The sequence below is a fragment of the Bacillus sp. VT 712 genome (assembly GCF_001614195.1).
GTDB classification, from domain to species: Bacteria; Bacillota; Bacilli; order Bacillales; family Bacillaceae_H; genus Priestia; species Priestia flexa.
Map to the genome: position 1 here is coordinate 95647 of NZ_LWBK01000005.1, position 14494 is coordinate 110140.

The 14494-nt window shown below is 37.6% G+C and carries 13 protein-coding genes; 1 reads left to right on the forward strand and 12 read right to left on the reverse strand.

Annotated elements, in window-relative coordinates; genetic code table 11:
* Nucleotides 1-55 precede the first annotated feature (55 nt).
* From uvrC to zapA, 12 genes are all read right to left on the reverse strand, one after another.
* On the reverse strand, nucleotides 56-1822 hold the full coding sequence (gene uvrC, locus A2U94_RS03720; protein ID WP_025907845.1) for an excinuclease ABC subunit UvrC: 1767 nt from the start codon (nucleotides 1820-1822) through the stop codon (nucleotides 56-58).
* A gap of 197 nt (nucleotides 1823-2019) precedes the next feature.
* Nucleotides 2020-2334, reverse strand: coding sequence for a thioredoxin (trxA, locus tag A2U94_RS03725; RefSeq protein ID WP_025907844.1), 315 nt, complete (start codon nucleotides 2332-2334; stop codon nucleotides 2020-2022).
* A gap of 279 nt (nucleotides 2335-2613) precedes the next feature.
* Nucleotides 2614-3594: an electron transfer flavoprotein subunit alpha/FixB family protein gene (locus tag A2U94_RS03730; RefSeq protein ID WP_025907843.1), complete on the reverse strand. Its 981-nt coding sequence runs from the start codon at nucleotides 3592-3594 to the stop codon at nucleotides 2614-2616.
* Between the two features lie 29 nt (nucleotides 3595-3623).
* A complete protein-coding gene (locus A2U94_RS03735) occupies nucleotides 3624-4397 on the reverse strand; it encodes an electron transfer flavoprotein subunit beta/FixA family protein (protein ID WP_025907842.1) in 774 nt (257 codons plus the stop codon).
* Nucleotides 4398-4419: 22 nt separating this feature from the next.
* Complete coding sequence (locus A2U94_RS03740) at nucleotides 4420-5193, reverse strand: enoyl-CoA hydratase (protein WP_025907841.1); 774 nt, start codon at nucleotides 5191-5193, stop codon at nucleotides 4420-4422.
* A 48-nt stretch (nucleotides 5194-5241) separates the two neighbouring features.
* Nucleotides 5242-5832 carry a fatty acid metabolism transcriptional regulator FadR gene (fadR, locus tag A2U94_RS03745; protein WP_025907840.1) on the reverse strand — a complete coding sequence of 197 codons (591 nt, stop codon included), beginning with the start codon at nucleotides 5830-5832 and terminating at the stop codon, nucleotides 5242-5244.
* Nucleotides 5833-5940: 108 nt separating this feature from the next.
* The gene (locus A2U94_RS03750; protein ID WP_025907839.1) at nucleotides 5941-7629 is read right to left on the reverse strand and encodes a long-chain-fatty-acid--CoA ligase; all 1689 of its coding nucleotides are present in this window, start codon (nucleotides 7627-7629) and stop codon (nucleotides 5941-5943) included.
* Between the two features lie 224 nt (nucleotides 7630-7853).
* Complete coding sequence (locus tag A2U94_RS03755; protein WP_025907838.1) at nucleotides 7854-8261, reverse strand: DUF350 domain-containing protein; 408 nt, start codon at nucleotides 8259-8261, stop codon at nucleotides 7854-7856.
* Nucleotides 8262-8294: 33 nt separating this feature from the next.
* The gene (locus A2U94_RS03760) at nucleotides 8295-10658 is read right to left on the reverse strand and encodes an endonuclease MutS2 (protein WP_025907837.1); all 2364 of its coding nucleotides are present in this window, start codon (nucleotides 10656-10658) and stop codon (nucleotides 8295-8297) included.
* Between the two features lie 22 nt (nucleotides 10659-10680).
* Nucleotides 10681-12396: a DNA polymerase/3'-5' exonuclease PolX gene (gene polX, locus A2U94_RS03765; protein WP_025907836.1), complete on the reverse strand. Its 1716-nt coding sequence runs from the start codon at nucleotides 12394-12396 to the stop codon at nucleotides 10681-10683.
* A 184-nt stretch (nucleotides 12397-12580) separates the two neighbouring features.
* Nucleotides 12581-13123, reverse strand: coding sequence for a CvpA family protein (locus tag A2U94_RS03770; RefSeq protein ID WP_025907835.1), 543 nt, complete (start codon nucleotides 13121-13123; stop codon nucleotides 12581-12583).
* 8 nt (nucleotides 13124-13131) lie between these two features.
* Nucleotides 13132-13392: a cell division protein ZapA gene (gene zapA / locus A2U94_RS03775; protein ID WP_025907834.1), complete on the reverse strand. Its 261-nt coding sequence runs from the start codon at nucleotides 13390-13392 to the stop codon at nucleotides 13132-13134.
* Nucleotides 13393-13550: 158 nt separating this feature from the next.
* Here zapA and rnhC point away from each other — a divergent pair, with 158 nt between their 5' ends.
* Nucleotides 13551-14474, forward strand: coding sequence for a ribonuclease HIII (gene rnhC / locus A2U94_RS03780; RefSeq protein ID WP_025907833.1), 924 nt, complete (start codon nucleotides 13551-13553; stop codon nucleotides 14472-14474).
* The last annotated feature ends 20 nt before the right edge of the window (nucleotides 14475-14494 follow it).

The following is a 14494-nucleotide window of genomic DNA, read 5'->3' on the forward strand; positions in this document are numbered from 1 at the left end:
AAGTGTCATATGAAATTATGTTCTAGCTTATCAGAGTTTAAACTGGAATTCAATACTAATTTTTTAAGGCTTCAACAATTTGTTCCGCAACCGGCCTTGGAACTCCTGCATTTTGAATCTCTTCGATTGATGCTTCCTTCATCTTTTTAACAGATCCAAACTTTTGCAACAACGCTCTTTTACGCTTTTCACCTACTCCTGGAATATTGTCTAATATAGACTGAAAAGCCGATTTAGAACGAACTTGTCGATGAAACGTAATAGCAAAGCGGTGAACCTCATCTTGAATTCGCTGAAGCAAGTAGAATTCTTGGCTGTTACGCTGAAGTGGAACAATTTCAGGAGGATCTCCAATCATTAAATTAGATGTTCTATGCTTTTCATCTTTGACTAATCCAGCTGTTGGAACAAGCAGCCCTAGTTCATTTTCCAAAACATCTTGAACAGCTGCTAAATGACCTTTTCCACCGTCAACAATAAGTAAATCTGGTAAAGGTAAACCTTCTTTTAATACGCGCGTATATCGTCTTCGTACCACTTCACGCATTGAACCATAATCATCAGGGCCTTCAACCGTTTTAATTTTATACTTTCGATATTCTTTCTTTTCAGGTTTACCGTCAATGAAAACGATCATAGCAGAAACAGGATCTGTTCCTTGAATGTTGGAATTATCAAAAGCTTCAATACGATAAGGCGCTTCAATTCCTAGTGCTTGCCCCAACTGCTCGACAGCACCAACCGTACGCTGTTCATCTCGTTCAATTAAATAAAACTTTTCTTTTAAGGCAATTTGAGCGTTTTTTGACGCAAGCTCAACAAGCTCTTTCTTTTTTCCTCGTTTTGGATGCTGAACGTCTACTTCTAAAAGCTGTTCTGCAAGGTTTGCATCTACAGTTGCTGGCACAAGAACTTCTTTAGGCTTTAAGTTTTTTCCGTAAAATTGTCCAATGAACGTTAGGAAATCTTCTTCTGGTTCGTGGTAAAACGGAAACATAGACACTTCGCGTTCCATTAACTTTCCTTGTCGAATAAAGAAAACTTGTACACACATCCAGCCTTTATCATAAGAATAGCCAAATACATCACGGTTAATAAAGTCATTGAACGTTACTTTTTGCTTCTCCATTGTAGCTTCAATATGAGCAATTTGATCTCGATACTCTTTTGCACGTTCAAAATCTAGCTCTTCTGAAGCTTTCATCATCTTTTCTGTTAATTCAATTTTCACCTGTTCATAACCACCGCTTAGAAAACGCGTAATATTATCAATAATTTCTTTGTTTTGGCTATCCGTAACGTCATATACACAGGGAGCTAGGCACTGTTCAATATGATAATATAAACATGCTCGATTAGGCATCGTCGTACATTTCCGCAAAGGATAAATGCGATCTAATAGCCGCTTGGTTTCATTTGCAGCCTGAACATTTGGATACGGTCCAAAATATTTTCCTTTATCCTTTTTAATTTTGCGCGTGATGACAAGGCGAGGGTGTTTTTCATTCGTAATTTTAATAAAGGGATACCCCTTATCATCTTTCAGCATAATATTATATTTAGGATCATGCTTTTTAATTAAATTCATTTCTAAAATAAGGGCTTCTAAGTCTGACGACGTCACAATATACTCAAAGTCTACAATATCATTAACCAGGCGCAGCGTTTTTCCATCATGAGACCCTGTGAAATAAGAACGAACTCGATTTTTTAGAACCTTTGCTTTTCCAACATAAATAACCGTTCCATACTTATCTTTCATTAAATAACAACCCGGTTGTTCAGGTAAAATAGCCAGCTTTTCTTTTAAATAAGGATTCATACTGCTCTCCTTCCTTCAATATTTTTAACTTTCGCCAAAACCTTCTTGCTTATCTATATTTATTCTTCATTTATACAAAAATAAAAGGAAACGAACGTTTATTCGTTTCCTTTTATTATATCACTTTTAGAAAAAATGTACGAAACCGTCAATGCGGTATAAAGTAGTAAAAACCTAGCTATCGCTAGGTTTTTTACTTACGCGTGTTTATCAACTAATTCAGCTAGTGCTTCTTTTGGTTGGTAACCAATAACTTGGTCTACCTTTTGTCCATCTTTAAATAAAATTAAAGTTGGGATACTCATTACGCCGTGGCTACCAGCAGTTTCTTGGTTTTCATCCACGTCTACCTTTACGATTTTCACTTTTTCACCGTATTCTTGATCTAACTCTTCAAGAACTGGCGCAATCATTTTACATGGTCCACACCATGGTGCCCAAAAGTCAACAAGAACTAGCCCTGAACCAATTTCATTTGAGAAAGTTTGATCTGTTGCGTGTGCAATTGCCATTGTAATTCCTCCTAAATATATGCTATATCTACATGATAAAGAAAGTATACCACCTTCATATAACAGTGGCTATTTATTTGCTTATACTTTTTAACGTATTCGTAACAACTTATTTACTACATAATACAGGTCGTTCCAGGACATGGAACAGCGAAAGGCTAGCCAAGCTGAATGGCTTTATATAATACCTGTATCCTATTTTACACACCTTTAAACAATTCATTCATTATTTTCATAAGAAAAGTCTTTTCCACCGTAGCTGGCAGAAAAGACTTTTTCTTATGAGGATTGTACTTTTAATTTTTTAAATTCTTCTGTAAGCAGTGGTACGACTTCAAATAAATCACCGACAATGCCATAATCCGCTACTTTAAAGATGTTTGCTTCTGCATCCTTGTTAATAGCCACGATAACTTTTGAATTAGACATTCCAGCTAAATGTTGAATAGCTCCTGAGATACCGCAAGCGATATAAAGATCTGGTGTTACAACTTTTCCCGTTTGGCCAATTTGAAGTGAGTAATCGCAGTACTCAGCGTCACAAGCTCCGCGGGATGCTCCAACTGCTCCACCAAGCACATCAGCTAAGTCTTCTAGCGGCTTAAATCCATCTTCACTTTTTACACCACGTCCACCTGCAATGACTACTTTTGCTTCTGATAAATCTACCCCTTGAGTGGCTTTGCGAACTACTTCTTTTACAATTGTACGTAGATTTTTAATTTCCACATCAAATTCTTTTACGTCTCCTGTACGATTCGTGTCTTTTTCCAAAGCCGAGATATTGTTTGGACGGATGGTAGCAAAGATAAAGTCTTCTGTAGAAATCTTCTTTTCAAACGCTTTTCCTGAATAGATTGGGCGAGTGAAGACTAAGTTTCCACCTGCTGCTTCAAGTGCTGTTACGTCTGATATTAGCCCCTTATCTAGACGCGCAGCCAATTTAGGTGATAAATCTTTTCCTAAAGCCGTATGACCAAATATAATTGCTTCTGGCTTTTCTTCTTGAATAACAGCCAATAGTGCTTGTGCATAGCCATCAGATGTATAAGAATCCAAGTCATCATGCTCGGTTACAATTACTCGGTTTGCTCCGTAATGAATGAGTTCGTCTCCTAAATTTTTCACTCCTTTACCAACAAGAACGCCAACGACTTCTCCACCTTCAGCAACCGTTGCGCCTGCAGCAATTGCTTCAAATGATACGTGCCGTAATGCACCTTCTCTTGCTTCTCCTAACACCAATACTTTGCGTCCCATTTCAATTCCCCCATTATCTTAAGCTTTTTTTAAACTACTTTTGCTTCTGAATGCAATAGCGTAACCATCTCTTTTACTTGATCTTGAATATCGCCACTCAAAACGCGTCCTGCTTCTTTTTTAGGTGGTAAATAAATTTCGATTGTTTTTGTTTTTGCTTCTACATCATCTTCATCTAAATCTAAATCATCTAACTCCAGTTCTTCCAGCGGCTTCTTTTTTGCTTTCATAATGCCTGGTAAAGATGGATAGCGTGGCTCATTTAGACCTTGTTGCGCCGTAACCAGTAGCGGTAAAGTTGTCTCAATAACTTCTGAGTCACCCTCTACATCTCGTACAACTGTTACGTTTGTTCCATCGATATCAAGCTTTGTTGCCGTAGTAACGTACGGAATTTCTAATAGTTCAGCGACACGCGGACCAACTTGGCCTGATCCTCCGTCGATTGCCACGTTCCCTGCTAAAACTAAATCCGGCGATTGATCTTTTAAATACTGCGCTAAAATTTTAGCTGTCGTATACTGATCCCCATACTCTACGTCGTCTTCAATATTGATTAGCACCGCTTTATCAGCTCCCATTGCAAGTGCTGTACGAAGCTCTTTTTCTGCTTCTTCGTTTCCTACCGTTACAACCGTAATTTCTCCCCCATGCTTATCTTTCAGCTGAATTGCTTCCTCTACTGCATATTCATCGTAAGGGTTAATAATAAACTCTGCTCCATCTTCTGCAATTTGACCATTTTGTAAAGCAATTTTCTCCTCAGTATCAAATGTTCTTTTTAATAAAACATAAATATTCATTTATTTCCCCTCCTAAAGATAGTTACTTTCCAACAAACTTTGGCTCTCTTTTTTCAATAAAAGCCGTAACCCCTTCTTTTGCATCCTCCGTGTTGAATACGCTTCCAAAAAGTTGTGCTTCTTTTTCTACTCCCTCGTAATAACGACTCGTTTTTGTATACTGTAGTAATTCAAGGGTCGCTTTTACAGAACTTGGGCTCTTTTTAGCAATTACTTCCGCTATCGCCGTTACTTTTGAATGAAGTTCCTCCTCATGGTAGGAAGCATTGGCTAATCCAAGGGTTACCGCTTCTGTTCCCTTGATTGGCCTGCTTGTTAGCATCATTTCACATGCCTTAGCAGCTCCCACATAGCGTGGCAGTCGCTGGGTACCTGCAAATCCCGGAATGATTCCAAGCTGGAGTTCAGGTAGGCCAAGCTTTGCATCATGCGTAACAAATCGCATGTGACAGCTCATCGCTAATTCTAACCCTCCTCCAAGAGCCGTTCCATGAATCATGGCAATAATAGGCTTTGGATAATTTTCAATATACTCAAATAAGTTTTGACCTTTTTTAGCTAAATTTTCATATTGAGTGGATTGTTGTAAGGAAGTAAACTCTTTAATATCGGCTCCTGCGCAGAAAAAGCGCCCTTCACCTTTTAGAATAATAACTCGAGTTTCCTCAATCTCTTCGTACTTTTTTAGTAGTTGTGAAAGCTCTTGTAATACGCCTTGAGACAGCGCATTAGCAGGTGGGTTGTTAAATGTAATAAACGTTATTCCTTGAATTGTTTCACTATACAAAGCGCTCAATTCTACTCACCTCTTGCTTCAATTTATGTAGAGCATAAGCTCTCCCCATTAAAGCGGAGAGCCACTGCATCCATTCATTAATAAATAGTGTACTTTTTTAGATAGTTCGCTTAATTCGTAACGCTGATCATTCATCACCCATGTAGTGACCGTTTCATCAATCGTCCCAAATATCATTTGGCGGGCCAAGCGAATATCCAAGTTTTCTGGAAACTCTCCTGTTTCGATTCCCTTTTGAAGGATGGTATCAATAACAGTAAGGTAATCTTTTAATACATCATTAATTTTCAAGCGAAGCTCTTTATTTGATTGTCTTAACTCTAACTGTGTGACAACCGCTAATGAATAATCACTTGCTAAGAATGAGAAATGTTTATCAATTAACATATATAGGCGTTCAGAAGCAGTGTTTACTTCAACAATTTCTTCCTGTACCTTTTCAATAAACTGTCCCATCTTTTCTTGAAATAAAGAAATTAATACATCTTCTTTATTTTTAAAGTATAAATAAATCGTTCCATCAGCTACTCCTGCTTGCTTAGCAATCTTTGAAACCTGAGCATTATGGTAGCCGTTTTCAGCAATAACAATTACTGCTGCATCAATAATTTGCATGTACTTTGGCTTATTTCTTTTCAATCTAAATACGCTCCTTTAAAATATGAATGATGATTCATTCATATTTTTATAATAAAGAAATAAGATGATTCTGTCAATTGTGTTTTATAAAAAAAGAGACGACGTTTATCACGTCGCCTTTTTTTGGCTTTCCTTTTCTTCCTCAACGAGTGCTCTTCTTAAAATCTTTCCGACTGCTGTTTTCGGAAGTTCTTTTCGAAACTCGTATACCCGAGGAACTTTGTATGCCGCTAAATATTGACGTGAAAAAGTATTTAATTCTTCTTCTGTACATGATACACCATTTTTTAGAACAATGTAAGCTTTTACTGTTTCTCCTCTGTATTCATCTGGAATTCCAGCAACAACGACTTCTTGCACTTTCGGGTGCTCATACAGTACCTCCTCAATTTCACGAGGATAGATATTATATCCACCTGCAATAATCATATCTTTTTTACGATCTACAATATAGAAGAAGCCATCTTCATCCATGTAACCAACATCACCTGTTTTCAGCCACCCATCTTGTAACACAGCTTCGGTTTCATCAGGACGATGCCAATATCCTTTCATAACCTGTGGACCTTTTACTACAATTTCACCAATTTCATTAATTGGCAATGCTTCGCCTGTTTCAAACGAGATAATTTTGGCATCTGTATCTGGCCAAGGAACACCGATACTGCCTCTAATTCTCTTCTCCCAAACAAAATTAGAGTGTGTAACTGGAGATGTCTCAGTTAAACCGTAACCTTCTACTAACTTCCCTCCCGTTATTTCCTCAAATTTTTCCTGTACTTCAACAGGGAGAGGTGCAGAACCACTAATACATGAATCAATGGATGATAAGTTGTATTTGCTGAGATCTGGATGATTTAATAACGCAATATAAATAGTTGGGGCACCTGGAAACAAAGTAGGACGCTGCTTATGAATTGTTTTTAAAACGCTTTCCACATCAAATTTCGGTAATAAAATCATTTCATATCCTTCTAAAACAGACAAAATGAGTACCGTGGTTAAACCATATACGTGAAAAAACGGTAGGATTCCAAGAATTTTTTCATGACCTTGTTTGCACCGATAAAGCCAATGAGAGCACATTGTTGCGTTCGTTACTAAGTTTTTATGAGTAAGCATAACTCCCTTTGGAAATCCAGTTGTTCCACCAGTATATTGTAATAAGGCAATATTTTCATTAGAAGTAACGTCGTATACAAAGGTTTCAGATTCTCTTTTACGCTTCATAATAGTTGGGAATAGATGCGTATCACCCATATGCTCAACTTGAACAGTTATAGCTTGCTGCTTTTTTTGTACATAAGGATATAATAGATTTTTCGGGAATGGTAAGTAGTCTTTAATTGAAGTTGAAATAACATGTTTAATTTTTGTTAACGCTTTCACTTTTGAGATGCGCGGATACAATAGATCTAAAGCAATGATACATGTTGCTCCTGAATCATTTAATTGATACTCTAATTCTCTTTCTGTATACAACGGATTGGTTTCAACAACAATTCCTCCTGCCAAGAGAACTCCATAAAAAGAGATAACAGCTTGAGGACAATTTGGCAACATTATGGCGACTCGATCTCCCTTTTGTACACCTATTTCCTTGAGGTATACAGCCAAAGTAATTGCTTGCTCATATAGTTCATGAAACGTGAGTCGCTTGCCTAAAAAGTGCACAGCACACTTATGTGGATTCTTCTTAGCTGCTTCTTCAAAAAGCTGAGCTAACGTCTTTTCACTGTATGCAAGTGAATGAGGTATTTCAGATGGGTACTGAGAAACCCATGGTTTATCAAGCATACTGCTCCCTCCTTTATTTTTTAAATTTTCTTTCTTCTTAAAGTATACTACTTTTGAATCAGTAATTAGCATGACAAATAGTTATAAAAAAAGAGAAGAGATTTTCACTCTTCTCTTGTCTAACTAATTTATGAAAAAAACAACAAATAAATAAGGCCAATCACCATAAACAATCCGCATAATCCAATCAATACTTTTGCCAATAGTTCCATGTCTCTGCTCCCCTATCCAATTCCTGCACCAATGACAAACGACATGCCAACAGAAATAATCAATGAAATTAAGCCGACCGCGCGATTATCATTTTCAATCTCGTCGTCAATTCGAAACTTTGGTGTTAAAAACTCAAAGATAAAGTAGCTGATTAACAAAAGAACAAACCCATAGATTCCCCAGCCCAGCATTGTAAATAAATTATCATTATGCTCGATGGAATACTTAAAAATATTGGCTAAGCCAAATATTTTACCTCCTGTAGCCATGGCAACTGCAAGGTTCCCTTTTTGAATTTCTTCCCAGTTTTTATATTTTGTTACAAGTTCGAAAATCGCTAAAAATACAACAATACTTAATATAACAACGCTGTAGTAAGCCGCTGATTCCACATAAGGATCTTTCCAAAAATTATCCATTCCTTACAGCTCTCCTCCCCCTCATCTTCTCTATTACTTAAATTCTACAACAGTAACACCTGTCCCTCCTTCACCAGCTTCGCCAAAACGAGCTGATTTAACTGAACGGTGGTTCTTTAAATATTCTTGCACACCTTTTCGTAAAGCACCAGTTCCTTTTCCATGAATAATAGATACGCGTGGATAACCTGCAAGAAGCGCATCATCTAGATATTTTTCAACTCGACTAAGTGCATTTTCGTATCTTTCTCCTCTAAGATCAAGTTCTAAGCTAACATGATAATCTTTACCTTTTACCGTTGCAAGAGGCTTTGTTTCAACAGGTTTTGGTGAGCTGATGTACTCTAGGTCTTTTTCTTTTACTTTCATTTTCATAATACCCATCTGAACTTGCCACTCATTACTTCCTGTCCGCTCAAGTAACGTACCTTTTTGTCCCCATGTCACAACTTTCACTTCGTCGCCCGGAGACAGGACTCTCTCTTGCTTTTTAGGTTTAGAAACTTGCTTTTTACTTTTCTCCAATGTAGGGACCGCATCTTCTAGGCGTTTTCTTGCTTCAATCAGCTCATGCTCTTTAATCGATGCTTGCTGATTTTTTTGCATTTGGCGTAAATTCCGAATAATGTTTTCCGCTTCTTGTGATGCTTCCTTAATTGTATCTTCAGCTTTCTTTTCTGCTTTTTCATATAGCTTATCGCGCTGTTCATTGAATTCAATAATTTGACGCTGAAGCTCTTGATGAAGCTTTTCAGATTCCTTACGTAATGTTTCCGCTTCAGCTAGTTCAGCTTCCGATTTACGTCTGCTCTCTTCAAGGGACGCAATCATGTTTTCCACTTTATTTGTCTCAGAACCAATATAGCTTTTAGCATGATTGATAACCTTATCTTCTAGCCCTAATCGCTTTGAAATTTCAAATGCGTTACTTCGTCCTGGTACACCAATTAATAGCTTATAAGTTGGGCTTAGCGTTTCAATATCAAACTCAACGCTTGCATTCACAACACCGGCACGGTTATATCCATATGCCTTTAGTTCTGGATAATGAGTGGTTGCAACTACTCTTGCACCGCACCCATATACTTCATCCAAAATCGAAATGGCTAGCGCTGCTCCTTCTTGAGGGTCTGTACCGGCTCCTAGCTCATCAAATAAAACAAGGCTTTCGCTATCTACCTTCTTTAAGATATCCACAATATTAACCATATGAGAAGAGAACGTACTTAAGCTTTGTTCAATTGACTGCTCATCTCCAATATCGGCAAATACGTGCTTAAATACCGCCATCTCTGAACCGTCTAGCGCTGGAATTTGGAGGCCAGCTTGAGCCATTAGTGTAAATAAACCAATTGTTTTTAGCGTAACGGTTTTACCGCCTGTATTAGGACCTGTAATCACAATCGACGTATAGTCATCACCAATCTCAATATCGTTGGCTACCACTTCATCTTGCGAAATCAGAGGATGCTTTGCTTTAAATAACTTGATGTAGCCTCGGTCATTCATCTTTGGTTTTGAAGCTTTTAACTCGTGACTATAACGTCCTTTAGCAAACATAAAATCTAATTCACCGAGTAAATAAATGTTTTGTCTTAGCTCATTTGCTACTTCTGCCACTTGAGTCGTGAGCTCAATTAAGATTTTTTCGATTTCTTGCTTTTCTTTCATTTTCGCTTCTTGCAATTCATTATTTAACGTAACAATTGCTTGCGGTTCAATAAATAGCGTTGCACCTGAAGATGACTGATCGTGAACGATACCTCCATAAGCACTGCGATACTCTTGTTTTACTGGAATAACGAATCGGTCATTTCGAATCGTTACAACCGTATCTGAGAGCATTTTTTGAGCAGAAGATGAGCGCACTAAACTCTCTAGCTTTTGACGAATACGTGATTCAGTCGAACGAAGCTTTTGACGAATGCCTCTCAGCTGTTCGCTAGCACCGTCTAGAACCGTTCCATTTTCATCAATGCTTATCTTAACCGCTTGCTCTACTTCTGGCAGGGGTACCAACTTTTCGATATGTTCTTGGATGATTGGAATCTTGACGTCTTCGTCTTCTACTAATTGCTCAACAAATTGTTTTAATTGTCTCGCTGCATAGATTGTGCCAGCAATATCTAAGAGTTCATTTGGACTTAACGTTCCTCCAATTTCAGCTCGCTTTACGCTTTGTCTTACATCCGAAATTCCACCGAGAGGTGCATGTCCACGAAGTCTTAGAACTGTTGTGGCTTCATCTGTAGCATCCTGCCATTTTAAAACCTGTTCATAGTCTGTAGATGGAACAAGCTGATCTACTTTTTCTTTCCCTAAAGATGAGGCAACTTTTGTAGCTAGCTGTTCTTTTACTTTATTAAATTCAAGCACTTGAAAGATCCTTGGTTGCAAAATAAATTCCTCCTGATAATTATTACTCTTTGTGGCGGTTTAAAAACACCTTTAACTCATCTAAACTATACGTATTTAACACTGTTTGAGGCTTTAACCATCCCTTTACGCCAGTAGATACGCCAACCTTCATGTCTTCTAACATCTCGAGGTTGTGAGCATCTGTATTAATAGCAATTTTCACTCCTGCTTCTTGTGCTTTCTTAATGTGCTCTGCTGCTAAATCCAAACGATTTGGGTTTGCGTTTAATTCAAGAGCAGTATCGGTTTCTTTAGCAAGTGAAATTAACAAATTAATATCCACATCATACCCTTCTCTTCGACCAATTAAGCGTCCCGTTGGATGTGCAATTAAATCTACGTGTTGATTTGTTAACGCGTTTTTCAAACGCATCATAATGTCTTCACGAGATTGTGAAAAACTTGAATGAATAGAGGCAATGACAAAATCCATTTCAGCTAATAGCTCATCTTCATAATCGAGCGTCCCGTCTGGTAAAATGTCCATTTCAATTCCTGCTAGAATCGTAAAATCCGTATATTTTTCATTTAACCTCTTTACTTCTTCTCGCTGCTTACGAATGCGCTCTGGCGTTAATCCGTTAGCTACTTTTAAATACTGTGAGTGATCGGTAATCGCCATATACTCATAACCTTTTGCTCGGCAAGCTTCAGCCATTTCTTCAAGAGAGTAACCTCCATCACTCCACGTTGAGTGCATATGTAAGTCGCCTTTAATATCATCATGCTTTAAGAGCTCTTGATTCTTTGTAAAGATGTCTACTTCACGTCCATCTTCTCTAACCTCAGGTGGAATAAATGCTAGTCCAAAATGATGATAGAACGCTTCTTCTGTTTCAAATGTTTGGATTTCACCTGTCTCTATGTTTTCCACACCGTATTCACTAATCTTCTCCCCGTTCTCCTTAGCTAATTGACGCATACGAACATTATGATCTTTGGAACCAGTAAAATGATGAAGCGTTGTAACAAAAGCTTGATCTTCAACAAGACGGAAGTCAACGGATACGTCGTAGTCATAGCCGAGCGTCACAGAAACTTTTGTATCTCCATTTGAAATGATATCTTTAACAAGCGGCAATGACACAAGCTGTTCTCGAACAGCTGCTGGGTTTTCCGTTGAAATAATAAAATCTAAATCCTTTACCGTTTCTTTCATTCGTCTAATACTTCCAGCTTGTGAATATCGAATAATATCTGTCATCGCTTCTAATTGTCCTAGAATTTCTTCAGCAATTGGTAGCATAAATGCAAGTGGTAACCGCTCTGGTCTTTTTCCATATTCCGCGATTGCGGCTAAAATCTTTTCTTCTGTTTTCTTACCAAAGCCAGCTAATCCCTGAACTTTTTCATTATGACAAGCTTCTTCTAGTGAAATGATGTCCACAATGTCTAACTCTTTATATAACTTTGCAATCTTTTTTCCACCTAATCCAGGAAGTTTTAAAAGCGGTACTAGCCCTTCCGGCACTTCTTTTTTCAATTCGTCTAATACGGATGACTGGCCTTTTTCTCTAAATTCTTCAATTACCGTCGCTGTACCTTTTCCAATTCCTTGTAGAGTTGTTACGTCTTCAATATCACTTAGGCTACGCTCATCGCTCTCAAGCGCTGCCGCAGCTTTACGAAAAGCAGAAATCTTAAATGGATTATCTCCTTTTAACTCCATATATGTAGCAATAGTCTCTAAAAGTTTAATAACATCTTTTTTATTCATTATTCAACCTCGATTCAAGATTTATATGTATCAGTGCGGTCTATATTTACTTGTACTACTTTGACACCAAAAAGCTTTATTTACGTTTAGTCCTTCTTTATTATTGTAAAACAAAAAAAGAGGATTTCAAAAGTATTATGCCACTTCTGAGCAATCCTCTCCACTGTCTATTTAAATTACTTGCTTATACCATACCGTATTCTGTCCACAAATCTTGAATAACAGATGATAAATAAGGTGTATTTTCAACGATATTTGTGGCAATTGCTGACTGCTGAATCGCCGTTTGTACGTCATTTACAGGAAGAACCGCCCCCAGATAGAGTAGAATGAATACGAGAACGTAAACCTCTACGAAGCCTAATGCTCCTCCTCCCCATCTATTCAGTTGACGTAAGATCGGAAGATCCGTTAAAGCAGTTAGCACAGAACCAACCATACGTAAAACAAGACGGGTAACAAAGAACAAAATCGCAAAAGCTATCATGCGATAAAAAGCATCTTCAAGAAACGCAGGATCTAATACAAATGATGCAACGCTTTGCTGTTGCATATTTGGAAACGGAATTAACAAACGTAGTCGAGGTGCTAAATCTGCGCTAAAAATATAGGCTACAATAAACGCTACGGCAAAGCTCACAAGGTGAACGATTTGTAGTATTAGCCCGCGTTTTAATCCAGTAACAAATCCTAACAGCAGCAGGATAACTAAAATAATGTCTAACATTAGAAGTCTCATTCCTCTTTCTGATGAAGTTTTTTTTCTAACATTTCATATTCCTCTTTGAGCTTTACATACTCATTCACAATATTGACCGCAGTTAGAACAGCTAATTTATTAATGTCTAAATACGGATTTTTTTTGCTAATCTCCCTCATTTTATCATCAACAATCGAAGCTACCAGTCGGATATGACTAGTACTTTCTGTTCCAACAATTTTATAAGGCTGACCATATATATCAACTGTCGCACGTGTTTTATCTTGTCCTGACACGAGAAAGTCCTCCGTTCCACAAAAAATCCTAATCAATATCATATCATGAAGAAGACTGCAATGGAAACATATCAATATTTACGTTATTATAAAAAATAGACATTTATTTGTAAAATAAGTTGACTAATCAGCTTATCGACAATGAAAGGTGGAGACATATGTCACACGTTGTTTTAACTTTATCATCTGATGACATCTTCAAAATGAAAACATTTTACACTCCGCACTTACAGGCTAAAGTACCTGCCGGTGCAATATTTACTGCAAAGACAGGTAACAGCTCAATCACTGCTTATAAATCTGGAAAAGTACTGTTTCAAGGGAAAGATGCGGAAGTAGAAGCTGTGAAATGGGGCAACACAACCGCACCAATTAAAAAGCAAATTTCTAAAACTAAAGCCGTTTTACCTCCAAACTTTAGTGAGCTATCGGTAATTGGTTCTGATGAGGCAGGAACTGGTGATTACTTTGGTCCAATGACGGTTGTTGCTGCATACGTTAAAAAAGAACAAATTCCATTATTGAAAGAGCTCGGTGTCCGCGATTCAAAAGATTTAACCGACCAAAAAATTATTTCCCTTGCTCAGCAATTAATAAAAATTACTCCTTACAGCTTGCTCGTCCTACATAATGAAAAGTATAATACTTTCCAAGAACGAGGTATGACACAAGGAAAAATGAAAGCACTTCTTCATAATAAAGCCATTTTAAACGTGCTGAATAAGCTTAGTCCTGAAAAGCCAGACGGCATTTTAATTGATCAATTTGTTGAAAAGAATACTTATTACAAACATATCGCTAATGAAAAAGCAATAGCTAATGAAAACGTATATTTTAGTACGAAAGGCGAGGGCGTACATTTAGCAGTAGCTGCTGCTTCTATTATTGCAAGGTATGCCTTTTTAAAACAGATGGATAAGCTTTCAGAAACGGTCGGTATGACCATTCCTCGTGGCGCAGGCAAACAGGTGGATATTGCAGCTGCCTCCATTATTAAAAAGCACGGAGTTAAAGGTTTACATTCCATTGCTAAAACTCACTTCGCAAATACAGAAAAAGCTTTAGCTTTAGTAAAAAAATAAAGAGTTTGGGACATAACAAA

Excerpts from the sequence above, each read along its gene's own strand:
- uvrC (WP_025907845.1), bottom strand. The coding sequence starts at position 1,822 with ATGAATCCTTATTTAAAAGAAAAGCTGGCTATTTTACCTGAACAACCG.
- trxA (WP_025907844.1), bottom strand. The coding sequence starts at position 2,334 with ATGGCAATTGCACACGCAACAGATCAAACTTTCTCAAATGAAATTGGT.
- A2U94_RS03730 (WP_025907843.1), bottom strand. The coding sequence starts at position 3,594 with ATGGGACGCAAAGTATTGGTGTTAGGAGAAGCAAGAGAAGGTGCATTA.
- A2U94_RS03735 (WP_025907842.1), bottom strand. The coding sequence starts at position 4,397 with ATGAATATTTATGTTTTATTAAAAAGAACATTTGATACTGAGGAGAAA.
- A2U94_RS03750 (WP_025907839.1), bottom strand. The coding sequence starts at position 7,629 with ATGCTTGATAAACCATGGGTTTCTCAGTACCCATCTGAAATACCTCAT.
- A2U94_RS03755 (WP_025907838.1), bottom strand. The coding sequence starts at position 8,261 with ATGGATAATTTTTGGAAAGATCCTTATGTGGAATCAGCGGCTTACTAC.
- polX (WP_025907836.1), bottom strand. The coding sequence starts at position 12,396 with ATGAATAAAAAAGATGTTATTAAACTTTTAGAGACTATTGCTACATAT.
- A2U94_RS03770 (WP_025907835.1), bottom strand. The coding sequence starts at position 13,123 with ATGTTAGACATTATTTTAGTTATCCTGCTGCTGTTAGGATTTGTTACT.
- rnhC (WP_025907833.1), top strand. The coding sequence starts at position 13,551 with ATGTCACACGTTGTTTTAACTTTATCATCTGATGACATCTTCAAAATG.